The following is a 23427-nucleotide window of genomic DNA, read 5'->3' on the forward strand; positions in this document are numbered from 1 at the left end:
GCTTTCCATGTGACGATTTTTAAATGGATCAATCAAATAGATGTTTCAAATCCCCGTAGCCTTCTTTTTCAAGATCATCCTTTGGGATAAACTTTAAAGCGGCTGAGTTAATACAATACCGAAGACCGTTTGGCCCTGGTCCATCAGGAAAAACATGACCTAGATGAGAATCAGCTGTTTTACTGCGAACCTCTGTCCGCACCATTCCATGACTCGTATCAACCTTCTCTGCTACTTCTTCCTCTTCAAGCGGTTTTGTAAAACTTGGCCATCCGCAGTGGGCATCAAACTTATCTAAAGAAGAAAAAAGCGGCTTTCCTGAAATGATATCCACATAGATACCTTCTTCTTTATGATCCCAAAATTCATTTTGAAATGGCGGCTCTGTGCCATTATTTTGCGTGACTTCGTACTGCATGCGATTTAATTCTTTTATACGCTTTTCTTTTTCATTTGCCATTATTTATCACTCCAATGGGACTCAATAAAACCGGCTCTGCCCGAACCGACATGATATCGTTCGTAGTGCATTTTGTTTTTCTTATAATAATGCTGATGATATTCCTCTGCTGAATAAAAAGGACCTGCGTCTAAAATTTCTGTAACGATTGGCTTTTTGAAAATCCCGCTTTGGCTCAGCTGCTCTTTCGATGCTTCAGCTAGCTTTCGCTGCTCGTCATGATGAACATAAATACCTGTACGGTAAGATTCCCCTCTATCGCCAAATTGCCCGCCATCGTCTGTTGGGTCTATTTGCTGCCAATACAGCTCTAGCAGCTTCTCATATGGGAACACGTCAGGATCAAACGTAATTTGAACCGCTTCTCTATGTCCCGTTGTATTTGTACATACTTCCTCATAGGTCGGATTCACTGTATGTCCGCCAGTATACCCTGATTCAACTTTGATAATGCCCGGCTGTTCATCAAAAGGTTTAACCATACACCAGAAGCAGCCTCCTGCAAATGTGGCTAATTCTTGTTTTTCAGACATATTAGTGCCCCCTTCATTTAAAAAATGGTATCATCATATTATAACATGATAAAAAATAATGAAAATGATACGACTTGTATACCAAAATAAAAGAAAGCATGACGTCGTATCTTTAAAATATAATGGGGGTTTAATGATTGGAACAAAGAAAACAAATGATGTACGAAATGGACACTTTACTGAGAACCGTATTTAAGCAGATCCGTTATGAAATTAACAGCCTGCTCGAAAACGAATTATCTCGGAATGAATTTCTTATTTTAAATCTGCTGCGTGAGCAAGGTGCAAAAAAAGTAACGGAATTCGCTTCCATTCTCGGAGTGTCAGCAAGTCATATTACCGCTGTGACTGACACACTCGTAGAAAAAGGCTGGATCACCCGTATCCGCTCAAAAGAGGACCGCCGCATCATCAAAATCCACTTAACCGATAAGGGTAAGGAAATTACTGAGCATTTTGAGAAAAAGAAAACGGAATACTTTATGGAGCGATTTGAATCATTTGATGACGAAGAACTAAAAACAATGATCAAATTATTTAAAAAGCTGGATAAAAGTCAAAAGGATTAAGCATAGATTTTAGCGTTCAGGACATGCTACGGATAAAAAGAGGTGGAATGAACCATGACAAGCCCTTATCTTTGTCCAAACTGTAAAACAAACAGAACGCGCTTTAATCTCATTGAGCAGCTTTCAGAACCTGTCAAGCTAGATCCAGCAACAGGAGCAGTTGTCGAAAGATACGAAGGAGAACAGCTGTCTCCTTTTCACTTGAGTTATCAAGGTCCTCAAATGAAAGTCCAGTGCGGCGTTTGTGGTTTAATTGAGGATGAAAAAACGTTCATTAAACTAGCTGAATATCATCAATATTCTTCTCCTTCTTAACATGCCGGTCTGACGGAATACGTCAGGCTTTTTTCTATGCTTCTTTTGCCTATACAGATCGCCTTTTTCATGCATACGCTACAAAAAACACCATTGTATGAGAAAGAAGGGATTGATGACATGCAGCAGCTCTTTTATCATGACTTTCCAAATCGGCCATTCGCTGACACCTACGAGCATCTTCAAAGCAGCCCTTCATCAAAAGCCTTTATTCGATTATTTCACGCTGCACCAGATCTAAGTGAGCTCGCTGTTTATGTGAACCGGAAGCAGGTAATGAAACCAATGCCTTACAGCCATTTGACCGCTTATATGGAGTGGGATGAGGGAATGTATGAAATAGAAGTGTTCAAACTGGCTACAAATGAGAGAATTCTTCATTCCCGCATTCGATTTAAGAGCGGCGAGGTCTACACATTATGTATCACAGGTGCCCGTGCAGGCTTTGCACTGCTGACTGAGCAGCAGGACACTTTGATCAAACAAGAAGACCTGTCAGCACTTGCTTTTGTACAGCTGTCTCCGGACCTTCCTTCTATAGATATATATGAACGAGACCAAGGGATCCTATCGAAAGAACTTGATTATGTAAACAGCACCCACATTCATCATTTCTCCCCGAACAAATATCATTTTGAATTGAAAGCCGCGGGCACTCAAAGTGTACTGCTTGATATCCCAAAAGTTCATCTGCAAACAAAGCGTGCATACCTGATTCTGCTTCATGGTTTTGCGAACGGAGATCCTGAACTTATGGCAAAGGTGGTCTTGTCTCGGCAACTATAAAAAAGAGCCTTTCCTAAAATGGAAAAGGCTCCTTACGAGACATCTTCAGCTTTTTCTTGCTTTTGAAAATCAAAAGCAAGAATCATCGTGCCAAGAAATAATGCACAGTAGGCAATATTTAAGTAAAACTGATCGATATTTTCTGCTTTTAAAGCATTGGCAGCTGTTATGCCGAAGTACGCAGCAAATAAAAACGACAGTAAACTAAAATATTGATAGACTCGCTTCATGATAACACTCCTGACTCACACGTTCTATTGCTTTGGATGATAATATGAAAATTCAATTTCATCGTTCTGTAGATCAATTTTGTTTGCTTTCACATACATATCATTCGTCAGCGGCATTTCTGAAAGACGCACTTCAACCGTTTTTTGATCCGGTTTTACATGAACGAACTCTGGCAGCTCATAGAACTGACCCATGTAGCTTAAAACAAAACTAATCGGAATGCTCAATTGTCCAATTGAAAAGTCATCCACTTTCAAAAGCACATCACCATTATCTTCAACAGTTGGCGTAAAAGAGACGTTTGCATCAATTGTTGAAGAGAAAGCTTTAATTGCGCCTGTTACTTTCACATCTTGATCGATTGCTACATGAAAGTCTGGCATATCATTTGATCCTTGATTTTTCAAATAATCATTCACAAAGCTGGTGAGTGATTCCTTTGAGCTGGATATATTAAAAGCATATTCGCTTTTCACTTCTTTGGTTGAAGCGGATTGACCGCCTGGCAGCAGCATCAAAATACCGCAGCCAATCACAATCAATAGATTGATTGCAAGTAAAATAAAAAATAAGCTTTTCCATTTTTTCATCTGTTTCACCCTATTCCTTCGGCAGTCCTTCTTTTTTCACTTCGGAGAATAAACGATTTGCCATAAGAGAGTACCCCTTTTGGTTTGGGTGGAAATCATCTTCTGCCAGTAATTTTTCATCAGAACCTTCTTCAAATAAATCTGCTACATTGACCATATCCGCATTGCCGTCTTTTTTGAGTTCCTTTTTGGCAGCGGCATTCCAGTCTTGAACGACTTCATCAATATCTCGCAGCTCAGACAAACTGAATTTAAAAGGATTGTACATGCTGACATACATGATTTTCGCATGAGCATTCTGTTCTCTCAGTTGAGCAAGAATGGTTTTAAAGCGCTCTTCAAAAGGACCCTGCTCTTTTTGAAAAGGAGCAAACGTCAAATTAAGCACATTTTGACGGACAACATGCATGAGATCATTCCCGCCGATCGTAAAGAAAATATAGTCAGCGTCTTTCAGTCCGTCCTGCACCTTTTTTTCTTTTAATCTTTTTAATAAATCTACTGTTCTACTGCCTTTAATGGCATAGTTTTTTAATGTGACAGACTGCACGCCGTCCACTGCTTCTATCTTGTCACGAGTCATGCCTGCATAGCCTTTTTTATCTTGATCTCCGATTCCTTCTGTTAAGGAATCTCCAACCGCTGCGATGGTAATATGTTCTTTTACTTTTGGTGTGTCTTCTAGTTTATCCTTTATGCCAGCCTCTTGCGCGGAACATGCAGAAAGAACAAAAGCTAGAGACATCACAATCAAAATCAAACGAGCCTTCAAACGATGATGTCCCTCCTTTTTCTGATTAAAAAAGTGTATCATGTTTTCGCCCATTTGAACATCCTTATGCTAGCTTCGGTTCAGCGTTTTGATGTCCTTGATGATGTCATCATAAGGTGTGTTTTGCACCCCATCATAGTTTTTCATCACTTTCCCATCTTGATTGACAAGGAAAAACAGGGACTGATGAATCACTTGGTCTTCATCTTCAGGTTTTTTTACAATGGTTTTAAAACTTTTCATTGCGAATTTTTCAATTTCTGACTGTGAATACCCAGTGAGAAAATCCCAATTTTTAAAGGACAATGGATAGGCTTTTGCAAATTCCTTTAGCTTTTTCGGTGAATCGACCTCTGGGTCCACGCTAAAGGAAATGATATGCGCATCCAATTTTTCTTCTTTTAACCGTTTTTGCAGCTCTGTCATATGAGCAGTCATCGGCGGACAAATCGTTTCACAGCTTGTGAAAATAAAATCAGCGACCCATACTTTCCCCTTCAAATCATCCAATGACACCTTTTGGCCATCTTGGTTTTCAAACTCAAACGGCTCTATTTGATAATTTAAAGCATCCTTGATTTGTCCATTTGAACATGAGACTAAAAGAAGCACGCTTACCATCATAAGCGCACCAAGTAAGGCTCCCCTTTTTCTATACATGATATGTCCATCCCCTTTTCTATCAATCGGTATAAAAAGTAAAGCCTATTGCGCCCTTTCCAGTATGACACGAAATAATCGGTGTTGTGTAGGCGATGTCAATCAGTGCTTCAGGTGTGTGATCAAGCAGCGCTTTTTTTAGCTTTTCAGCGAGTTCTAATGCATCTGCATGTGCGATCCCAATGGCTTGAACTGTTTTTCCCTTCACCGCCTGTACATACTGTTTTGTCAGATGGCGGACAAGCGCAGAGTAGCTTCTCACATTCGCTTCTGGCGTATATACCCCGTCTGTTAAGCTGGCAATAGGTTTGATGTGAAGAAGTGAGCCGATGAGCGCCTTTCCTCTTCCAATTCTGCCGCCTTTGACGAGATTTTCTAATGTATCGATCGTGACATATAGCTTTGTTTGATGACGGATTTTATCTAATTCTGTGATAATATCTTCACGGCTTGCACCCTTTTTGGCTAGTTCTGCTGCTTTGATGACTTGAAATCCTAATCCATAGGAAATAAAATTCGAATCAATCACCGTGATATTTCCATCTACCATTTTCGAAGCGCTTTCAGCAGTTTGAACAGTACCACTCATTCCACCAGTTAAATGGATACTGATCACTTCGCTTCCATCTGCCGTCAGCTTTTCATATAATTCGACGAATTGACCGATCGCAGGTTGAGACGTTTTCGGCAGTTCCTCAGCGGCCTCCATTTTTTCAATAAATTCATCTGGCTGTATATTCACTCGGTCAATATAATCAACTCCAGAAATGGAGATATTGAGCGGAATCACGTGAATGGAAAGATCATTGATTTTTTCTTGCGGAAGGTCCACAGTTGAATCTGTTACAATTTTAATTTGTTTCACTATCGTCTCATCCTTGCTGTCTTAGTCTTTACTTATGATATTACCTTATTTCCTGCACACTTGAAAACAACTGACCTAACGTTTTGGAAATTGTCACATTTTCTTCTTGTCATGAAAAAAATCCTTGCCAAACTGAGCAGCTGCCATTTCAAAATGGCTGCTTCCCCCTTTTGACAAAGATTTCTGCTTACGCATTGTGTTTCAGTGTAGGCTCCTGATAGATCTGTTCATATGTGCTCCACTTGACGTTACGTTTCACATCCTCTCTGAAAGAGTACACAGCTCTCTTTCCTTTAGATACATAGACTTTTTTCAAGAAAGCTTCAAGTCTAAAGGTGAGCATGAAACGATACGTCTCATCTCCCTTTAGAACAGGGACTTCTGTTACCTTGATCTGAGCTCCATCCATCCGTCTAAAACATATTGTTTTGAGCAGCACAAACGATCAATCCTCTTTTCCAATTATCTGTTAAGCCTAAATAAATAGGTGGAATAAATCTTGATCTTTATTCACTTCAACATAGTGGAATCCTTTTTTATCCATCCGCTCAATCAGCGCTGCATAGTCATCTCTTTCTTTCAATTCGATGCCGACTAGCGCAGGACCTTTGCTTCGGTTATTCTTTTTCGTATATTCAAAGCGTGAGATATCATCATTTGGCCCTAACACTTCATCTAAAAATTCACGAAGCGCTCCTGCTCTTTGCGGAAAATTGACAATAAAGTAATGTTGAAGCCCTTCATAGATCATCGAGCGTTCTTTGATTTCCTGCATTCTGCCGATGTCATTATTTCCTCCACTGACAATACAGACAACATTTTTCCCTTTGATCTCCTCGCGGTGAGCATCTAATGCTGCGATCGGCAATGCGCCAGCCGGTTCTGCTACAATTGCACATTGATTATACAGCTCTAAAATCGTTGTACATACTTTCCCTTCTGGTACAAGACTGATTTTATCGACAACAGACTGAAGCGATGTAAACGTCTTTTCGCCAATTCGCTGAACCGCTGCTCCGTCTACAAACTTATCAATCGAATCAAGTGTCACAACCTCGCCCTTCTCATGCGAGGCATGCAGTGAAGCTGCGCCAAGCGGTTCGACTGCAATGATTTCGGTTTCTGGTGAGATATTTTTGATATATGTACCAACACCAGATAACAGACCTCCACCTCCGACACTTGCAAATAAAAAGTGAGGCTCCACTTCGATATCATTTAAGATTTCGACAGCAGTCGTTCCTTGTCCTGCCATCACATCCAGATCATCAAACGGATGGATAAATTCGCGCTTCTCTTCATCTCCGCATTTTACGGCTTCATGATATGAATCATCAAACGTATCTCCGGTTAAGATAATTTCAACATATTCTTTTCCGAACAGCTCCACTTGTGATACTTTTTGCCTTGGCGTCGTAGCAGGCATAAAGATTTTCCCGTGGATGCCTAAATATTTACAAGAATAGGCAACACCCTGCGCATGATTTCCAGCACTTGCACAGACAATGCCATTTTCTAGTTTATCTTTTGGAAGCTGGCTCATTTTATTAAAAGCGCCTCTTAATTTAAAGGAACGAACTACTTGAAGATCCTCTCTTTTTAAGTAGACATTGCATTCATATCGTTCAGAAAGTCGCTCATTTTTTTGAAGTGGTGTATGAATGACTACATCCTTCAAATTTTGATGGGCTTTTAAGATGTCTTTCACTTGAATTAGCGTATTTTCTTTGAGCAACGGTTTCATGTACAAGATCCTTTCTCTTTAACCTTATTTAATTTGTCATTATAACATGAATATTCAAAAAATAAACCAATAGATCACGATCCATCATAAATTTTATAAACTTTTTCGTTTTCCTGTACATTTGTTTTAATTGGGTGTTACAATTGAACCAATTAGAACCACAAAGAAAGGAATCACCCAATGGCCACTCAATCATTCGCGTCTATCTATGGAGATCATCAAGATATCAAGCATGCAATTCATCTCGCAAAACAATTTTCGAAAAACGAACAGCCGGTCTTGATAACAGGAGACATCGGCACAGGCAAAACGCTATTCGCCCAAGAAATGGCGAACGTAGCTGTTCCACACGCATCACTGACACACATGTATTGCCCCATCTTGAATGAAGAAACCTTACAGAAAGCCTTCACAGAAAAAAACAATCAAATTCTTTATTTAGATGAAATCGGTGCATTAAGTATTTCTATGCAGCACCAGGTCATTCACTTTCTAGAAACGTCACCTGCAACAAAAGTAATCGCTTCTTCGTCTTTATCAATAGAGGCACTCAGGGTTTCTTCTACCTTTTTACCCGAGCTGTTTTATCGTCTGAATGTTCTTCATTTGGCCCTTCCAGCTTTAGCCGAACGAAAAACAGATATTCCTGTGTTAACAAATGCTTTCTTTCAAAAGCTGAACATGGCACCTGATATTGATCCAAGTGTTTGGGAAGCCTTGCAGCAGTATCCATTTGAAGGAAATGTCCAAGAACTCAAAAATATTGTTCATTACGCTGCGTCCATACTCGAGGGCCACACGGTATTTTTACATCATTTACCGCCCTTTGTGTTAGCACCCCTTCCCTCAGCCGTGAAAGGTAAAAAGGAAGAACACCAGCTCACACTAATGGAAAAACAAGAGTTTGTTTTCTTGCTGGAAGCCATTAAATCTCTCAATGAAAAAGGAGAAGCAGCCAGCAGGCGTATCTTGTCTGAATTAAGCAAACAAGGAGACATCCCGCTGACCCCTCAGCAGGTGCGAAACCGCTTAGATGATCTTGAGAAAAAAGCATACGTGACGAAAGGAAAAGGCAGGGCCGGAACAAAGATTACACTTGAAGGTCTTTCATTCCTGAAGTCGCTTGATGGTTATATACCGGTTCAATAAAAGGAGGACATCCATTGTTTACTGTAAAAGAAGAAATTGCAAACGCCATTACACATGGCATTGGTGTTATTTTATCCATTCCAGCTATTGTGTTTCTCGTCTTATTCGCTGTTCAATACGGCACCGTCACAGACATTATCAGCTTTTCGATATTTGGTGCATCCATGCTGCTGCTCTATTTAAGCTCAACCCTGCTTCATAGCATTCGGCACCAAAAAACAAAAGATATTTTTGAAATTCTCGACCATTCGGCTATTTATGTATTGATTGCTGGTACATATACACCCTTTTTACTTGGACCACTAAAAGGTGCACTGGGTTATACACTCCTTGCGATTGTATGGGCGCTTGCTGCTGGTGGGATTGTCTTTAAAATCTTTTTCGTCAAACGCTTTATTATCGTATCTACCCTTGTCTATTTATTAATGGGCTGGATGATCATCATTGCCATCAAACCGCTTTATATCCAATTAACAGGTGCAGGATTTGGCCTCTTACTGTTAGGCGGCATTTTATATTCAGTCGGAACCATCTTTTATATTTGGCGGAAAATCCCCTATCATCATGCGATTTGGCACAGCTTTGTTCTCGGCGGCAGCGCCTCGATGTTCTTCTGCATTTTATTCTATTGTGTGAACGTTCCTGCTGCATGAAAAAAAAACCAGCATCCACTATTCGGATGCTGGTTTTTTCTATGCACGCTTTTGTGCGTAATCACTGATCATGACAGGAGCTTTAATATGAATATCAACATTAACAGGGCGCAGTCTTTTCACGATCTTCCCAGTTAAAAGACGATCCGTTCCACTCGTTTCAATCGGTACAAGCGGACAATCGTATTCTTCAGCAAGCGCCTCTGCAATGTGACGATATGCTTCTGAAAGCAAGATACTCTGCCCAGACATGATTCTTTCCTTTGCTTCTTCTAATAAGACCTCATCCGTTTGATTCTGATGAATGACCGCCATTTTTTTGAGCCATTGTTTTAAAATCGGATACCGAAAGAGCTTCGGCTTTGCCATAAAAGCAAATGGCTTCTCTAGGTGGCCGATCAATAATGTCGTCGTGACTGGATTCAGCTCTTTTGTGACATAAATAACCGGGCCATCTGGCAGCTTTTTTTGCTGATGAATGGTCATGACTGATCCTGATTGATCAATACATCCCCGGGCAAATCTTTTTGCATGCTCATGAATGAGATGCATTCGTTTCGTATAGGAAATGCGTGGATCCGTTAATTCATGATCGTACAAATGCCTCATACTTTTTAAAAAGGATACAACAACATAAATCGTTAAAAACCAATAACGAAACAACCGTACTCCTCCTACTCACTTATCCTTTTTTGTCATAGACGACAAATTCATAATTGTAGGGGTTCTTTTCGTCACGATGGCCTTTTTCGCGTGATACAATCGTCCATTCATCTTCATTGTAATACGGGAAATAGCGGTCTCCTTCAAACGCATGGTGAATGTGCGTGATATAGAGACGATCCGCATATGGCATCATTTCTTCATACAGCTTAGACCCGCCAATGATAAATAGCTCTGTCTCGCTTTCCGCAATTGCCAAAATGTCAGCAATTGAATGAACAACCTCGCATCCTTCTGCTTTAAAAGAAGAACTTGTGGTCAGCACAATGTTTCGGCGGTTAGGCAGCGCTCGTCCAATCGATTCAAAGGTTTTTCTGCCCATGACAATCGTATGACCGCCTGTGACTTTTTTAAAATACGCTAAATCTGCTGGTAAATGCCAAGGCATTTGATTATCTTGACCAATGACTCTGTCTTCTCCTGTCGCCACAATCATGGAAATCATACACTGACTTCTCCTTTAATATGCGGATGCGGATCATAGTTCTCAAGCACAAAATCATCAAAGGTAAAATCAAAAATGCTTTTTACATCTCTCGTAATACGAAGCGTAGGAAGCGTGCGTTCCTCGCGCTCTAGCTGCATTTTCACCTGTGGAAGATGATTTTGGTAAATATGAGCATCTCCGAGTGTATGAATAAACTCTCCTGGCTCAAGATTTGTGACTTTGGCAATCATCATCGTTAGAAGAGCATATGAAGCGATATTAAATGGCACGCCTAAAAAGATATCTGCCGATCTTTGATATAGCTGGCAGGAAAGCTTCCCGTTTGATACGTAAAATTGAAACAGACAATGACAAGGAGGCAGCGCCATTTGATCAATTTCCCCCGGGTTCCAAGCACTGACGATCAGTCGTCTTGAATTCGGGTTGTGCTCAATATCATGAATCAGCTTTGCGATCTGATCCACTGTCTCGCCGTCTCCGCTCGCCCATGATCTCCACTGCGCCCCGTATACACGGCCCAGCTCTCCATTTTCATCTGCCCATTCGTTCCAAATCCGGACACCATTTTCTTGAAGATATTTGACATTTGTATCACCTTTTAAAAACCAAAGCAACTCATGAATGATTGATTTCAGGTGTAATTTCTTTGTGGTTAAAAGAGGAAACCCTTCCTGTAAATCAAATCTCATCTGGTAACCGAACGTGCTGATTGTACCTGTACCCGTTCTGTCACCTTTTTCATCCCCGTGCTGTAATACATGACGGCATAACTCTTTGTATTGTTTCATTTTTTTCATCCTTTATTTATGTTCTTGTTGTAGTTTACCTTATTTCAGCTTTTCTTGAAACCAAAAAAACATGCCTGCATGATGAGCAGACATGTTTTTCTTTTTATGCTTGATTCACTCGTTCCTGCTCTTCATCCTTAATATCTTGGTGTGAGTGAGCAATGCGGCTTGCAGCTGCTGCAGCAAGTGCAGCGACTAGGTCATCAAGGAAAGTATGCACTTCACCTGGACGACCTTCATCTAATTCACGAATAATACCAAATTTCTCTTTATCTAAATAACCGAAGTTGGTCAAACCGATTGATCCATATACATTGACAATGGAAAGCGGAATAATCTCATCAATTCCATATAGCGGCTCATCTGTTTCGACTAAGTGCTGTAAAGGTTCTGGCAAAAGCTTTTTTTCTGCCAGCTGATCAAGGGCAAGTCCTGTTAAAACTGCATGGACAATTTCTCTTTTATTCAGCACTTTTTCAACATTTTCAATACAGACACTAAGTGGAAGGTTTGGATGATATTTTTCTTGGAGCTTCAGCACAATGTGTGCGATATCTTCAATTTTCACTCCGCGATCGTTTAACATTTGTTTTGTAATCTGCACCATTTCGTTCATTGTATATTTTTTCAATTGGCATGACATCTCCTTCTAGTGGCTCATCCAGCTCGGTGGGGTGTTTTTATCCCAGTAAATATTACCGAGTTCATGATGCGTCTGGAATCCATCTTCTGCTGTATGGTAATGAAAGTTAAACCAATATCCGCTGTGAGGCGGCTGATCTCTTCTGACATGAAAACGGAGCAAATCTTCTCCAGTCTTGCGGTTGTAAATGTGGAAGATTTTTTCGCCATTTCCGCTTGAAGGCTGATCAGTTATCACAACATCTTGAAATTTTTCGTCATCTTTGAAATTTGTTAAATAGTCGGTTAACACTTGTTCAATCTTCGGCTGAATTTCTTCTCTGTACTCGTCCTCAATGACAGGTGTGATTTTACGGCCAAATTTGAGAAAGGATTGATTTTCTGCACTTGACAGCACCTCTTGCTTATATTGCTCAAAGGGGTCTATCTGCTCTTTGCTTTCCTCTTGCGTTAGTTCCCAGCTGCGCAATTCATCTGATGTATCATAAACAGCTGTATAAGGCGTTTTATCAGATGAAGAAAGTTCAGAGGGCTTGTCTGTCATCAAAGCCGACGGAGGAGAGACTAAACCAAAAGTTGCAATCGTAAAGAGCACAACAAGCGTTTTTCTCATCCACATCTTCATGATATCTAATTCCTTCCATAAGTTATCATACTGCTATTCTAGCATATAATGAATTTTCAGTCATTCAATTTGGTCACCGATTTGAGACTTTCTTTTTTATAATAAAACGTTTACAATGGCAGTAAAGGCGACTAAAATTTGGGAGGAATGGGTATGCTTGAAGGTTTTTTTATTACGGCTTCCTTGCTGACATTATTTTATTTTGTCTATATGGAGATTACAGATTAAAAGCCCTGAATAAGGGCTTTTTTAGATGCTTGACAAGGAATTAAAAAGAATTGTCTGCACAGCTGAACCTTTAGCGAGGGCTTTTTTCTTTCTCAATATATCCATAATGAAATTGGGCTGTTTTTCGTTTTAAAACGTGAAATTGATAGGAGTCTGCTAGAAATCGGGTGCTTTTCCAATGATCTTTTAAAACCACTCTTTTTCTCGCCACTCTCAGCGCTTCTTGGACGGCTGTTTCGTGGTCAAAGTAGTGCTCTGCCGCATGACGGAGCGGGGCGATACTTGCAGATTCTTGAATCGCCTCCTCAAACATCGGGTCAAAATAGACGACATCAATTGATTCATCAGAGAGCTTTTTTAGCTGCTCGATACTGTCTCCACTTACAACAGATATCCGTTTCATCGCTTCATCTGCCTCTCTTACCCCTGTCTCCCATGTGTTTAATCCTTCTCGGACTAACAATGCTGTCATGGGATTCTTTTCGATACCAATGACCCTTCCATTCGGACCTACTCGCAAGCTGGCTGTAATGGCATCTGATCCTAGACCAAGCGTACAATCTAAAAAGGAATCGCCTGGCCGAAGCTGCGTGGCTTCGATTAAAGGATCCTTTTCTCCGCGCATGAGCCGCTTCACCCTGAACATCGCTGAGCTTGGATGGAAGAAGAACTTTTCACCATTTGGCTGATACCATTCGAATCTTTCCTTCCCCACAACAAGGACATCTCCTCGTTTCATCGCAAGCTGCTTGACAGATTGTTTGCGCCTTTCAACATACTCACCATGTAAATCCTCTGCAAGGGCTTTTGCTGTTTCAATTGTTTGTTCATTTGCTCTAAAGCTTGTTGTGATAAGCATGCGGTTCCTCCATCATGATCAAGAAAAAATGCCCTGATTTGTTTACAGGACATTTCAACATGTGTATTAGCAATGTTTTTCGAATGCAGATAAGACATTGTTCATGATGTCTTCCATTTCATGACCTTCAATTTCGTCACGCGGAATAAAATGAACGAGTTCATTTCCTTTTAAAAGTGCCATAGATGGAGACGATGGCTCTTCCCCTGTGAAGTATTCTCTCATTTTTGCCGTTGCTTCCCTGTCCTGACCAGCAAAAACTGTGACAATTCGATCTGGTGTTTTTTCTGCCTTCATCACAGCTTGTGTAGCAGCTGGGCGTGCTAAGCCGGCAGCGCACCCGCATACAGAATTGACAACGACAAATGTCGTTCCTTCTGCTTCTTGCATCGTTTGTTCTACTTCTTCTTCCGTTGTTAGTTCTTGAAATCCTGCACTTGTCAGCTCTTGACGCATCGGTACAACGAGCTGGCGCATATATTCTTCATATGCCATTGACATAAAAAAGCCCCCTCTATAATCCTTATGTTGTGAATAAAGGATACTATAGAGAGAGCCAATTTTCAAATGTTCGATATCAGATTAAATTTTCATAATGCCGCCTGTATTGGCTGATGTCACAAGTTTTGAATATCTAGCAAGATAACCCGTTTTTACTTTTGGCTCAAAGCCTTTCCAGTTTGCTTTTCTTCTTTCCCATTCTTCCTCTGGAACATCTACGCTTAAAATGCGCTGCTCGATATCGACAACGACATGGTCACCATTTTCAACAAAGGCAAGCGGGCCGCCTTCAGCTGCCTCTGGAGAGACGTGTCCAATAGACAATCCGCGAGAAGCGCCGGAAAAACGTCCGTCTGTAATTAAAGCAACCTTTGGTCCAAGTCCCATGCCGACAATTTGTGAAGTAGGTGCAAGCATTTCAGGCATGCCAGGTCCGCCTTTAGGTCCTTCGTAGCGAATGATGACAACATGTCCTGCTTCTACTTTTCTATTAATGATACCTTCAAGGGCTTCTTCTTGGGATTCAAATACGATGGCAGGTCCCTCGTGGCGTGTGATCCCGTCTTGTACCCCGCCCGTTTTAATGATGGCTCCATCTGGCGCAAGGTTTCCAAATAAAACGGCTAAGCCGCCTTTTTCAGTAAATGGCTTGTCAATTGGATAAATGACGTTATAATCTTTTACCTCATGCCCCGCAATGTTCTCGCCAAGCGTTTTCGCAGTGACGGTCATTGTATCTAAATGAAGAGCTCCTTCTTTTTTAGACAATTCATTTAGTGCTGCTGTAACGCCGCCTGCTTCATGTAAATCCTCAATATAAACGTCTGAAGCTGGAGCAAGTTTTGATAAATGAGGCACACGTTCTGCTACTTCATTGATACGTTCAAGTGAATATTCAACACCTGCTTCATTCGCAATCGCCAATGTGTGAAGAACGGTATTGGTTGAACCACCAAGTGCCATATCTAATGCAAATGCATTATCAATTGCTTTTTCAGTGACAATATCCCGTGGTTTAATATCTTTTTTGATGAGCTCCATGAGTTGTTTTGCAGACTTCTTCGCAAATTCTCTTCGTTCTGGTGATGTCGCCAAAATCGTTCCATTTCCAGGAAGAGCGATCCCGAGTGCTTCCGCTAAACAGTTCATTGAGTTAGCTGTAAACATACCTGAACAAGATCCGCAGGTTGGACAGCCAAACTGCTCTAATTCATTTAATTCCTCTTCATTGATTTTACCTGACTGGTATGCACCAACGCCTTCAAATACAGAAGAAAGAGAAATTTTTCTGCCATCACTTGTTCTACCCGCTTCCATCGGTCCCCCGCTCACAAAGACAGTCGGGATATTCACGCGCATCGCTGCCATCATCATTCCTGGTGTGATTTTATCGCAGTTAGGAATACAAACCATTCCATCAAACCAATGAGCAGATACAACGGTTTCCACAGAGTCCGCAATGATTTCACGGCTTGGCAATGAATATCTCATCCCGATATGACCCATGGCAATTCCATCATCGACGCCAATCGTATTGAATTCAAATGGAACCCCGCCAGCTTCACGAATGGCTTCCTTCACAATCTTCCCGAATTCCTGAAGATGGACATGTCCTGGGACAATATCAATATAGGAATTACATACGGCAATAAATGGCTTGCCGAAATCCTCATCCTTTACCCCCGCCGCTCTTAGCAAGCTTCGGTGAGGTGCTCTGTCGATTCCTTGTTTAATCATATTACTGCGTAGTTCTGCCATCTGTTTAAAAAGCCTCCTATACTACAAGTCTTGTTGACTGCATGATTTTGAGTTGATTTTATTTTACAAATTTTCTGTTTATTTAGCCACCTATGAATGACTGATGACTAACATGGCTGCTGAAGCAAGCGCTCAGCAAGGTTCGTGTCATAAAATCTGACCTCCAATATTCTATATTGGTACTACTATATAGAGTTTTTTCGCATATTTCAACAATATTCAAAATAATTTTTCTAAAAAAATTTTTCTGTCTATCGTTTTTAGAAAAACAAGCTGCTTTTCATTGGCAGCTTGTTCTTCTTTCTCATCATTCTGATGCATTCTTTCTACTTTCTGTCATTTGCTTCCATACTGAGCCTTTTGCTTCTTCTCCATGCTCAATGCGCTCAATCGCCATTTTCACTTGAAGACTGACTTCAAACTCAGGGTCTTGCTCTGCTTCTTTTAATGCTTCAAGTGCCGTTTCGTCCCCTTCTTCATAAAGGAACATAGCTGCACGCCAGCGGACGAGCTTACTCGGGTCCTTTAATGCTGCGATCATGGCTTCGATAGCACTTGGGTCCCCAAGGTCAGAAATACAGTCGCCAGCCGTTCTGCGGACCGTCACTGTTTTGTCTTCGAGCCCCTTATATAAAATAGGCAGAATGGCAGGATCTTCAATCATGCCAGCATTCACAACGGCTTGTCTGCGAATAGATGTTTTTGGATCCTCCATTGCTTTCATTAAAACAGGTATGTCCTTTAGCTCTGGCTGCATTTGCTCTAAATGGGCAAAACGTTTTTTCCAATCTTCCTCTTGCAGCATCTCTTCTGTTACATCATATGCCTTTCGGTTCACCTGTCTATCTACAGCTTCCTGACCTTCTTTAACCGCCTCTGTTAATCGGGCTAAACGCTCGTCATCATAGGCTGCTTGCAGCTCCTCTGTGACTTCCTGACCGATATCAGCAAATTCTCCAAAACGAACGCCGTGTTCTTTCCACACACGTTCAAACACGACATTGTCTGAGCTGCTTCTAAGCTTTAAAATGGCTGCTTGAAAACGTTCAGGCATGCCAAACCGTTCTTCTCTTTCACCATCTGACAGTTTGACCTGCATTGGAATCCCATTAAACATTTGGACAAACACTTTCACTTCACCAAATGTGTCATCGCCTGACTGCGATCCTTCCTGAAGACCTTCTGTTTCTTGTCCAAAGGCTTCTCTGACCTGTTGTAAAATACCCTGCCAGTCAAACTTTGCATTTCGCTCAACTGCTAAGAAATCTGCAACATGATAAACCCCTTTTACACCTTCAATGCTTAAAATACGCTTGATCATTTCTGGTGCTTCGTCTTTTTGATCCTTTTTGTAGTTGTTGCTTTTACCGCCGGCAAGTGCTTCTGTCAAAATCACCTTCATGGTATTCGGACTTGGCGTTGGCTCTATTGCTGTTATTTTCATTGATATATCCTCCTTACACACATAAAGACCCTACTCATCTGTAAGGCCACATTCTTCTTTCCACTTCTTGATAAATAAACTCATCAATTCATGCCGCTCATCAGCAAGCTGCTTTCCTGCATGAGTGTTCATCAAGTCTTTTAATTTGAGCAGTTTTTCTTCCATATGCTTTAGCACAGAGCTCTGCTGCGTGTCCTCTGTATAATGGGGCTCACCTGTAGCGCCAGCATACGTAAACACTCTAGCGATACCGCTTGCACCTATCGCATCCAGCCTATCCGCATCTTGAACAATGGCCCCTTCTAACGTCATTGGCCTAAACTGCTTATGCCGATGACGAAAAGACATCGTTGTAATGATGTCCATGATATAGCGGATATCCCGCGTGTCCAATTCCCACAAAAGGAGCTGATGCTCAAGCTGCTTTTCAGTGACCTTCCATTCACTTGACAGCTTTTCATCAATGACATCATGTACAATCGCTGCCATTTCGATGATAAAAAGAGAGCCGCCTTCCTGATTTGCAATACGAACGGCAAGCTGACGCACACGAGCAACATGAGCCGCATCGTGTCCAGTCGGTTCATTCTTCAGCCTGTCTGAAACAAAGGAGGCTGCTGCCTCCAATTGTTTTCGTTGCATGACTGTCACCATCTTATTTGTTAAGCAGAGCAATGATTGAGCTTTCTAATTCTTTTGGTGGTGTTTTCGGAGAGAATCGTTCAGTGACTTCTCCGTTTTGGTCCACGATAAATTTGGTGAAATTCCATTTCACTGTTTTTGTCCCAAGCACACCTTTCGCTTCACTTGTTAAATACTTGAACAGCGGGTGCGCCTCTTCGCCATTGACATCTACTTTCGCAAACATAGGGAAGGTCACTCCATAATTCAAAGAACAGAACTCTTGAATGGCTTCTTCTCCTTCTGGCTCTTGGTTCATAAATTGATTACACGGAAATCCTAAAATTTCAAGGCCCTTTTCATGATATTGATCATATAGCTCTTGTAATTGTTTAAATTGAGGAGTCAGTCCACATTTGCTTGCTGTGTTTACAATAATGAGCACTTTTCCTTTGTAATCTGCCATCGATTTTTCCTGACCGTTAATGGTCTTGACCTGAATATCATAAATTGACATCTCATAGCCTCCTAGGATTCACTTTTTCCTATCGTAACATGCTTCTTTTAGAAAATCGCTTTTTATGCTCCCGTTTAAAAGAGTCCTGTCACACTGCCGTCTTCTAATAAATCCATTTCGAGAGCCGCAGGTTTTTTAGGTAAGCCAGGCATTGTCAAAATGCTTCCGGTTAAGGCTACAATAAACCCTGCTCCTACAGATGGCTTTAACTCTCGAATCGTAATGGTAAAGCCTTTAGGTCTGCCGATTAAAGCTGGATCATCTGAAAGAGAATATTGTGTTTTTGCCATACAAACCGGTAAATGAGCCCAGCCGTTTTCCTCAATGGCAGCCAGCTGCTTTCTTACTTTAGTTGTGAACGTGACCCCATCTGCCCCGTAAACCACTTTGGCTACTTTAGATAACTTTTCTTCGATGGAATCGTTCTCTTCATACAAATAGGTAAAGTTGTTCTTTTTCTTTTCAATGAGTGCTGCTAGTTCCTCGGCAAGAGCTGTCCCGCCTTCTCCTCCTTCTTCCCATACATTCACGGCTTTGACTGGATGGCCATGTTTGCCGCACCAATCTTCTATCGCTTGAATCTCTTCTTTTGTATCCGTTATAAACCGGTTTACCGCCACAATATATGGAAGACCAAAAGCTTGCACGGTTTCAATATGCTTTTCTAAATTATGTATACCTTCTAATACGGCGTGTGCATTCTCTTCTTTGAGTTCGGTTTTCTTCATTCCGCCATGCATCTTTAATGCTCTCACTGTTGCCACAATGACAACTGCACTAGGTTTGAAATCACCAGCTCTTGTTTTAATGTGCAGGAACTTTTCTGCTCCAAGGTCTGCACCAAATCCAGCTTCTGTAACAACATAATCAGCTAATTTTGCTGCCATTTTGGTTGCAATTAAACTATTACATCCATGTGCAATATTAGCAAAAGGACCGCCATGGACAAGGGCTGGGGTTCCTTCAATCGTTTGAACAAGGTTCGGTTTGAGTGCGTCTTTTAAAAGTAGCGTCAGAACACCTTCATATCCAAGTGCTCCCACTGTGACTGGCTCGCCTTCTTGATTATAGGCAACAACAATAGAAGAAAGACGTTTTTTTAAGTCGTTTAAGTCTTCTGCTAAACAGAGGATCGCCATCATTTCGGAAGCCACTGTAATATCAAATCCGTCTTCTCTAGGATACCCATTTAACTGACCGCCAAGTCCGACAACGACCTGTCTTAATGCACGATCGTTTAAATCAAGCACCCGCTTCCACACAATGCGCCGCGTGTCGATGCCGAGTTCATTTCCGTGATGGATGTGGTTATCAATAAATGCAGATAAGGCGTTATGTGCAGATGTAATGGCATGAAAATCCCCTGTGAAATGAAGATTGATTTCTTCCATTGGCAGCACCTGTGAATATCCTCCGCCCGCTGCTCCGCCTTTAATCCCCATTGTAGGACCTAATGATGGCTCACGCATCGCAATGATCGCTTTTTTGCCAATTTTTTCGAAGGCTTGACCAAGGCCGACAGTTACGGTGGATTTCCCCTCACCTGCTGGCGTAGGGTTAATCGAAGTGACAAGAATCACGTGTCCTTCTTTTTGTTTCTTTAAACGGTCAAAAATAGTCAAAGAAATTTTCGCTTTTGTGAAACCATAGCATTCTAATTCTTCGTCATGTATTTGCAGCTTTGCTGCGATGTCTTGAATCGGTCTCAGCTTAGCCTTTTGGGCAATGTCAATATCTGATAAATGCTTTGTGATCATAACAAAACGGCCTCCTTTTTTTACAGAAACAGCATTCTTTTTTGCTCTATTTTTCATTGTAACATAATTGAAACATTGAAATATCGCCAGAAAGTTCCTATAATGAAGTGAAATTAGCTTTGGTTCAGGGGGTGGCGAGTTGCCTATTAACATACCAGTTCATCTGCCGGCAAAACAAATACTAGAGAGCGAAAATATTTTCGTCATGGATGAGACAAGGGCATTCAAGCAAGATATCCGTCCTTTGAATATCGTGATCTTAAATTTAATGCCAAAAAAAATACAAACTGAAACGCAGCTGCTGAGAATGCTCGGAAATTCTCCTTTACAAGTGTACTTTACGTTTTTGATTCCAAGTACACATACACCGAAGAATACGTCGAGAGAGCATCTAGATGAATTTTATACGACCTTTGAATCGATTCGCCATAAAAAATTTGATGGAATGATCATCACTGGCGCACCAATCGAGCACTTACCTTTTGAAGAAGTTTCTTATTGGAAAGAGCTGCAGGACATTTTGGACTGGAGTAAAACCAATGTGACGTCTACCCTTCATATTTGCTGGGGTGCACAGGCAGGTTTATATCACCATTACGGGATTGAAAAAATCAAGCTTCCTGAGAAAAAATTTGGCGTATTTGAGCATATTGTGAAAGAGAAAAAAGAAAGATTAGTCAGAGGTTTTGATGAAGTATACTATGTCCCACATTCTAGGCATACAGATATTAATACAGAACAATTAAAAAACACGCCGAATTTGAAAGTCTTGAGTATGTCTGAAGAAGCGGGTGTTTGTTTAATTGTTTCAGATGATGATAAACAAGTATTTTTAACTGGACATCCTGAATATGATACAGATACATTGATGCAGGAATATGAAAGAGATTTGTTGAAACATGATACAGTCCAAAAACCTGTCCACTATTTTATAGAAGATGGTGACACATTAATCCCAGTAAATCGCTGGAAAGCCCATGCAACCTTATTGTTTATGAATTGGCTTAATTATTATGTTTATCAAGAAACACCATACGTTTGGGAATAAAATAGACTGTGGTCTGATGATAAATCGTCAAAATGTGTTAAAATACAAATGGCTCTGTCTTCCATTATCAATTGAATCTGTTTGTTTTTTAAAATTAGTTTAATTCTTTCGTAACGAATGATATGCTCTAACTGTTTATATGTTATCTTTATGTATATGTAGACCTATGAGATTAATAGTTTTCGTACGAAGTTTTGTTGTTGTTGATTACATTTGAGGTGAATATTCTTGAATACCAATAAAAAAATATTAATCTTGACCGCAAATTATGGAAATGGACATATGCAGGTTGCAAAAACACTGTATGATGAATGCAAATCCCAAGGGTTTGAACATGTTGTAGTTTCTAATTTGTATCAAGAATCGAATCCCATTGTGTCAGAAGTGACTCAATATTTATACTTGAAGAGCTTTTCCATTGGGAAACAATTTTATCGCTTGTTTTATTACGGTGTAGATAAAATTTACAATAAACGCAAATTTAACATTTATTTAAAAATGGGAAATAAGCGTCTCGATGAATTAATTCAGTTACACAATCCGGACATCATCATTATTACATTCCCAATGATTGTGGTACCAGAATACCGAAACAAAACAGGTAAAGTGATTCCGACTTTTAATGTCATGACAGATTTTTGTCTCCATAAGATTTGGGTACATGAAAACATCGACCGATACTATGTTGCAACCGATTATGTGAAACAAAAATTAGTGGAAATCGGCACACATCCAAGCGATGTCAAGGTGACAGGTATTCCTATTAGACCACAGTTTGAAGCAGACGTGCCAAAATCGATGATCTATAAGAAATATGGATTATCATCAGATAAAAAAGTTCTTCTCATCATGGCCGGTGCTCACGGTGTACTAAAAAATGTGAAGGAATTATGTGAGGCGCTGCTTCTCGACAGTGAAGTACAAATTGTTGTTGTATGCGGAAAGAACGCCGCGCTGAAACAATCGCTTAGCGTACTTGAACAAGCACACCCAGATCAATTGAAGGCGCTTGGATATGTGGAACAAATTGATGAATTGTTCAGAGTAACAGATTGTATGATTACAAAACCAGGCGGCATTACTTTAACAGAAGCAACTGCAATCGGTGTCCCGGTCATTCTTTACAAGCCTGTCCCTGGTCAAGAAAAGGAAAATGCTCTTTTCTTTGAGGATTATGGCGCTGCCATTGTCATTAACAGACATGAAGACATTTTAGAATCTGTGACCAACTTGCTTCAGGATGAAGAAAAATTAGAAACAATGAAACAAAACATGAAAAAACTGCACTTAAAACAATCTTCTCAAACCATTCTGGAAGATATCGTCGAGCAGTCAGATCTCATCATGAATAACAAAACTTATGCTCGCGCATTATCATAAAAAGGTGTCCGTCAATGACGGACACCTTTTCTTCATCCTTGATTTCCATTTGTTGTGTATACTTCTTCAAACGGCTGAACGACAACAAAGCCGCTTCCGGTAAACTTCATTTGAATGGACTCTCCGCTTCCCCTGCCAATAAAAGTTTTAAATGAAACATCTGTCACAAATTCAGTTTTTAAATCCCCTGACCACGCAACAGTCGCATTCGGATCTGTATAAACAGAGTCACCTGGCTGAACAATGAGTGTCAGCGGCTCATAATGACTTGTGATTGCTACTAAGCCCGGCCCTTCTAATTTGACATTAAATAATCCACCTGCAAGCATGCCAGACACTTTTTTCATCAATTTGATATCCCAGCAGACAGATGGTTCAAACGCGAGCAGATCGTTTCCATTCACAAAAATGGATTCTCCTTGAGCCAAACGAAGAATCGAGATTTTTTTACCTTGATCTGCCACATATAATTTCCCATCACCTGTCGCCTTCATTAGTGAGGTGCCTTCTCCTGAGAGCATTTTTTTGAACATTTTTGAGACGCCGTGCTCAAAAACACCTTCACGTTCAAATTTGATTTTCCCACGATAGGAAACCATAGAACCCGTTTTTGCCCAAATCGTGTCAGTCAAATTAATTTCTAAAAGTCTTGATGTTTCAAGTTCGAAGACACCTTCTCCTTTATCTTCTTGCTGCGTATTCTGAACAAATTCTTCAAGTGTATAACGATTCATGATTGCACCTCTTTCTGTATTTTTTTT

29 protein-coding genes are annotated in these 23427 nt (G+C 40.7%); 7 read left to right on the forward strand and 22 right to left on the reverse strand.

Annotation, left to right across the window (positions count from 1 at the left end; all coding sequences use genetic code 11):
• Nucleotides 1-28: 28 nt before the first annotated feature.
• Both msrB and msrA read right to left on the reverse strand, forming a co-directional pair.
• A complete protein-coding gene (gene msrB / locus NSQ76_RS10470; protein WP_024422719.1) occupies nucleotides 29-460 on the reverse strand; it encodes a peptide-methionine (R)-S-oxide reductase MsrB in 432 nt (143 codons plus the stop codon).
• The gene (gene msrA, locus NSQ76_RS10475; protein WP_341053694.1) at nucleotides 460-993 is read right to left on the reverse strand and encodes a peptide-methionine (S)-S-oxide reductase MsrA; all 534 of its coding nucleotides are present in this window, start codon (nucleotides 991-993) and stop codon (nucleotides 460-462) included. The genes msrB and msrA overlap by 1 nt, the downstream gene beginning before the upstream one ends.
• A gap of 137 nt (nucleotides 994-1130) precedes the next feature.
• On the opposite strand from msrA, the gene NSQ76_RS10480 reads away from it, so the two are divergent.
• From NSQ76_RS10480 to NSQ76_RS10490, 3 genes are all read left to right on the forward strand, one after another.
• On the forward strand, nucleotides 1131-1562 hold the full coding sequence (locus tag NSQ76_RS10480; RefSeq protein ID WP_007500780.1) for a MarR family transcriptional regulator: 432 nt from the start codon (nucleotides 1131-1133) through the stop codon (nucleotides 1560-1562).
• A 54-nt stretch (nucleotides 1563-1616) separates the two neighbouring features.
• Nucleotides 1617-1877: a hypothetical protein gene (locus NSQ76_RS10485; RefSeq protein ID WP_024422721.1), complete on the forward strand. Its 261-nt coding sequence runs from the start codon at nucleotides 1617-1619 to the stop codon at nucleotides 1875-1877.
• Nucleotides 1878-1997: 120 nt separating this feature from the next.
• A complete protein-coding gene (locus NSQ76_RS10490) occupies nucleotides 1998-2663 on the forward strand; it encodes a DUF4397 domain-containing protein (RefSeq protein WP_039183163.1) in 666 nt (221 codons plus the stop codon).
• Between the two features lie 32 nt (nucleotides 2664-2695).
• Here the strand turns inward: NSQ76_RS10490 and ypmT are convergent, their stop codons facing one another.
• The 7 genes from ypmT to ilvA all read right to left on the reverse strand — a co-directional run bounded on the left by ypmT (nucleotide 2696) and on the right by ilvA (nucleotide 7525).
• Nucleotides 2696-2893 carry a protein YpmT gene (gene ypmT, locus NSQ76_RS10495; protein WP_024422723.1) on the reverse strand — a complete coding sequence of 66 codons (198 nt, stop codon included), beginning with the start codon at nucleotides 2891-2893 and terminating at the stop codon, nucleotides 2696-2698.
• Between the two features lie 24 nt (nucleotides 2894-2917).
• On the reverse strand, nucleotides 2918-3484 hold the full coding sequence (locus NSQ76_RS10500; protein ID WP_024422724.1) for a YpmS family protein: 567 nt from the start codon (nucleotides 3482-3484) through the stop codon (nucleotides 2918-2920).
• 10 nt (nucleotides 3485-3494) lie between these two features.
• Nucleotides 3495-4256, reverse strand: coding sequence for an SGNH/GDSL hydrolase family protein (locus tag NSQ76_RS10505; RefSeq protein ID WP_224426673.1), 762 nt, complete (start codon nucleotides 4254-4256; stop codon nucleotides 3495-3497).
• A gap of 69 nt (nucleotides 4257-4325) precedes the next feature.
• Entirely contained in the window at nucleotides 4326-4916 is a 591-nt protein-coding gene (locus NSQ76_RS10510; RefSeq protein ID WP_024422726.1) for an SCO family protein, read from the reverse strand.
• Between the two features lie 22 nt (nucleotides 4917-4938).
• Entirely contained in the window at nucleotides 4939-5781 is an 843-nt protein-coding gene (locus tag NSQ76_RS10515; protein WP_024422727.1) for a DegV family protein, read from the reverse strand.
• A gap of 187 nt (nucleotides 5782-5968) precedes the next feature.
• Nucleotides 5969-6220: a YpmP family protein gene (locus tag NSQ76_RS10520; protein WP_024422728.1), complete on the reverse strand. Its 252-nt coding sequence runs from the start codon at nucleotides 6218-6220 to the stop codon at nucleotides 5969-5971.
• A 36-nt stretch (nucleotides 6221-6256) separates the two neighbouring features.
• Nucleotides 6257-7525, reverse strand: coding sequence for a threonine ammonia-lyase IlvA (gene ilvA / locus NSQ76_RS10525; RefSeq protein ID WP_025093104.1), 1269 nt, complete (start codon nucleotides 7523-7525; stop codon nucleotides 6257-6259).
• Nucleotides 7526-7705: 180 nt separating this feature from the next.
• Between ilvA and NSQ76_RS10530 the strand changes: the two genes are divergently transcribed.
• Together NSQ76_RS10530 and trhA are read left to right on the forward strand one after the other, a co-directional pair.
• Complete coding sequence (locus NSQ76_RS10530) at nucleotides 7706-8674, forward strand: sigma 54-interacting transcriptional regulator (RefSeq protein ID WP_208946494.1); 969 nt, start codon at nucleotides 7706-7708, stop codon at nucleotides 8672-8674.
• Nucleotides 8675-8688: 14 nt separating this feature from the next.
• A complete protein-coding gene (gene trhA, locus NSQ76_RS10535) occupies nucleotides 8689-9327 on the forward strand; it encodes a PAQR family membrane homeostasis protein TrhA (protein WP_024422731.1) in 639 nt (212 codons plus the stop codon).
• Nucleotides 9328-9366: 39 nt separating this feature from the next.
• Here trhA and NSQ76_RS10540 read toward each other — a convergent pair whose 3' ends face one another.
• From NSQ76_RS10540 to NSQ76_RS10595, 12 genes are all read right to left on the reverse strand, one after another.
• A complete protein-coding gene (locus NSQ76_RS10540) occupies nucleotides 9367-9990 on the reverse strand; it encodes a lysophospholipid acyltransferase family protein (protein WP_171464335.1) in 624 nt (207 codons plus the stop codon).
• Between the two features lie 19 nt (nucleotides 9991-10009).
• A complete protein-coding gene (locus NSQ76_RS10545) occupies nucleotides 10010-10495 on the reverse strand; it encodes a dihydrofolate reductase (protein ID WP_024422733.1) in 486 nt (161 codons plus the stop codon).
• Nucleotides 10492-11286 carry a thymidylate synthase gene (locus NSQ76_RS10550; RefSeq protein ID WP_024422734.1) on the reverse strand — a complete coding sequence of 265 codons (795 nt, stop codon included), beginning with the start codon at nucleotides 11284-11286 and terminating at the stop codon, nucleotides 10492-10494. Before NSQ76_RS10550 ends, NSQ76_RS10545 begins: the two co-directional genes overlap by 4 nt.
• A gap of 103 nt (nucleotides 11287-11389) precedes the next feature.
• On the reverse strand, nucleotides 11390-11917 hold the full coding sequence (locus NSQ76_RS10555; RefSeq protein WP_024428140.1) for a phosphatidylglycerophosphatase A family protein: 528 nt from the start codon (nucleotides 11915-11917) through the stop codon (nucleotides 11390-11392).
• An 18-nt stretch (nucleotides 11918-11935) separates the two neighbouring features.
• Nucleotides 11936-12553, reverse strand: a complete 618-nt coding sequence (locus tag NSQ76_RS10560; protein ID WP_034623509.1) for a YpjP family protein — start codon at nucleotides 12551-12553, stop codon at nucleotides 11936-11938.
• A gap of 298 nt (nucleotides 12554-12851) precedes the next feature.
• The gene (locus tag NSQ76_RS10565; protein ID WP_268487249.1) at nucleotides 12852-13640 is read right to left on the reverse strand and encodes a class I SAM-dependent methyltransferase; all 789 of its coding nucleotides are present in this window, start codon (nucleotides 13638-13640) and stop codon (nucleotides 12852-12854) included.
• Between the two features lie 66 nt (nucleotides 13641-13706).
• Nucleotides 13707-14141 (reverse strand): BrxA/BrxB family bacilliredoxin, encoded by a 435-nt coding sequence (locus tag NSQ76_RS10570; protein WP_024422738.1) that lies wholly within the window; start codon nucleotides 14139-14141, stop codon nucleotides 13707-13709.
• 81 nt (nucleotides 14142-14222) lie between these two features.
• Nucleotides 14223-15899 carry a dihydroxy-acid dehydratase gene (gene ilvD / locus NSQ76_RS10575; RefSeq protein ID WP_024422739.1) on the reverse strand — a complete coding sequence of 559 codons (1677 nt, stop codon included), beginning with the start codon at nucleotides 15897-15899 and terminating at the stop codon, nucleotides 14223-14225.
• Between the two features lie 307 nt (nucleotides 15900-16206).
• Nucleotides 16207-17343, reverse strand: a complete 1137-nt coding sequence (locus NSQ76_RS10580; RefSeq protein ID WP_025093098.1) for a conserved virulence factor C family protein — start codon at nucleotides 17341-17343, stop codon at nucleotides 16207-16209.
• Nucleotides 17344-17373: 30 nt separating this feature from the next.
• Complete coding sequence (locus NSQ76_RS10585) at nucleotides 17374-17985, reverse strand: HD domain-containing protein (protein ID WP_235183632.1); 612 nt, start codon at nucleotides 17983-17985, stop codon at nucleotides 17374-17376.
• Nucleotides 17986-17998: 13 nt separating this feature from the next.
• Nucleotides 17999-18481, reverse strand: a complete 483-nt coding sequence (locus tag NSQ76_RS10590; protein WP_034623505.1) for a glutathione peroxidase — start codon at nucleotides 18479-18481, stop codon at nucleotides 17999-18001.
• Nucleotides 18482-18555: 74 nt separating this feature from the next.
• A complete protein-coding gene (locus tag NSQ76_RS10595) occupies nucleotides 18556-20238 on the reverse strand; it encodes a formate--tetrahydrofolate ligase (RefSeq protein WP_034623504.1) in 1683 nt (560 codons plus the stop codon).
• A 139-nt stretch (nucleotides 20239-20377) separates the two neighbouring features.
• Here NSQ76_RS10595 and metA point away from each other — a divergent pair, with 139 nt between their 5' ends.
• Together metA and NSQ76_RS10605 are read left to right on the forward strand one after the other, a co-directional pair.
• Nucleotides 20378-21286, forward strand: a complete 909-nt coding sequence (gene metA, locus NSQ76_RS10600) for a homoserine O-acetyltransferase MetA (protein ID WP_024428133.1) — start codon at nucleotides 20378-20380, stop codon at nucleotides 21284-21286.
• 228 nt (nucleotides 21287-21514) lie between these two features.
• Nucleotides 21515-22666, forward strand: a complete 1152-nt coding sequence (locus NSQ76_RS10605; protein WP_024422744.1) for a diglucosyl diacylglycerol synthase — start codon at nucleotides 21515-21517, stop codon at nucleotides 22664-22666.
• A 32-nt stretch (nucleotides 22667-22698) separates the two neighbouring features.
• On the opposite strand, the gene NSQ76_RS10610 is transcribed toward NSQ76_RS10605, so the two are convergent.
• On the reverse strand, nucleotides 22699-23400 hold the full coding sequence (locus tag NSQ76_RS10610; RefSeq protein ID WP_034623503.1) for an AIM24 family protein: 702 nt from the start codon (nucleotides 23398-23400) through the stop codon (nucleotides 22699-22701).
• Nucleotides 23401-23427: the final 27 nt, after the last annotated feature.

Origin of the sequence: Bacillus sp. FSL M8-0256 (genome assembly GCF_038005765.1) — a bacterium.
Taxonomy (GTDB): domain Bacteria; phylum Bacillota; class Bacilli; order Bacillales; family Bacillaceae; genus Bacillus; species Bacillus safensis.

Bases quoted from the DNA above. Each gene is read 5' to 3' on its own strand.
- msrB (WP_024422719.1), bottom strand. From the start codon at position 460: ATGGCAAATGAAAAAGAAAAGCGTATAAAAGAATTAAATCGCATGCAG.
- msrA (WP_341053694.1), bottom strand. From the start codon at position 993: ATGTCTGAAAAACAAGAATTAGCCACATTTGCAGGAGGCTGCTTCTGG.
- NSQ76_RS10485 (WP_024422721.1), top strand. From the start codon at position 1,617: ATGACAAGCCCTTATCTTTGTCCAAACTGTAAAACAAACAGAACGCGC.
- NSQ76_RS10490 (WP_039183163.1), top strand. From the start codon at position 1,998: ATGCAGCAGCTCTTTTATCATGACTTTCCAAATCGGCCATTCGCTGAC.
- ypmT (WP_024422723.1), bottom strand. From the start codon at position 2,893: ATGAAGCGAGTCTATCAATATTTTAGTTTACTGTCGTTTTTATTTGCT.
- NSQ76_RS10500 (WP_024422724.1), bottom strand. From the start codon at position 3,484: ATGAAAAAATGGAAAAGCTTATTTTTTATTTTACTTGCAATCAATCTA.
- NSQ76_RS10510 (WP_024422726.1), bottom strand. From the start codon at position 4,916: ATGTATAGAAAAAGGGGAGCCTTACTTGGTGCGCTTATGATGGTAAGC.
- ilvA (WP_025093104.1), bottom strand. From the start codon at position 7,525: ATGAAACCGTTGCTCAAAGAAAATACGCTAATTCAAGTGAAAGACATC.
- NSQ76_RS10530 (WP_208946494.1), top strand. From the start codon at position 7,706: ATGGCCACTCAATCATTCGCGTCTATCTATGGAGATCATCAAGATATC.
- NSQ76_RS10545 (WP_024422733.1), bottom strand. From the start codon at position 10,495: ATGATTTCCATGATTGTGGCGACAGGAGAAGACAGAGTCATTGGTCAA.
- NSQ76_RS10550 (WP_024422734.1), bottom strand. From the start codon at position 11,286: ATGAAACAATACAAAGAGTTATGCCGTCATGTATTACAGCACGGGGAT.
- NSQ76_RS10560 (WP_034623509.1), bottom strand. From the start codon at position 12,553: ATGAAGATGTGGATGAGAAAAACGCTTGTTGTGCTCTTTACGATTGCA.
- NSQ76_RS10565 (WP_268487249.1), bottom strand. From the start codon at position 13,640: ATGCTTATCACAACAAGCTTTAGAGCAAATGAACAAACAATTGAAACA.
- NSQ76_RS10570 (WP_024422738.1), bottom strand. From the start codon at position 14,141: ATGTCAATGGCATATGAAGAATATATGCGCCAGCTCGTTGTACCGATG.
- ilvD (WP_024422739.1), bottom strand. From the start codon at position 15,899: ATGGCAGAACTACGCAGTAATATGATTAAACAAGGAATCGACAGAGCA.
- NSQ76_RS10580 (WP_025093098.1), bottom strand. From the start codon at position 17,343: ATGAAAATAACAGCAATAGAGCCAACGCCAAGTCCGAATACCATGAAG.
- NSQ76_RS10585 (WP_235183632.1), bottom strand. From the start codon at position 17,985: ATGCAACGAAAACAATTGGAGGCAGCAGCCTCCTTTGTTTCAGACAGG.
- NSQ76_RS10590 (WP_034623505.1), bottom strand. From the start codon at position 18,481: ATGTCAATTTATGATATTCAGGTCAAGACCATTAACGGTCAGGAAAAA.
- NSQ76_RS10595 (WP_034623504.1), bottom strand. From the start codon at position 20,238: ATGATCACAAAGCATTTATCAGATATTGACATTGCCCAAAAGGCTAAG.
- NSQ76_RS10610 (WP_034623503.1), bottom strand. From the start codon at position 23,400: ATGAATCGTTATACACTTGAAGAATTTGTTCAGAATACGCAGCAAGAA.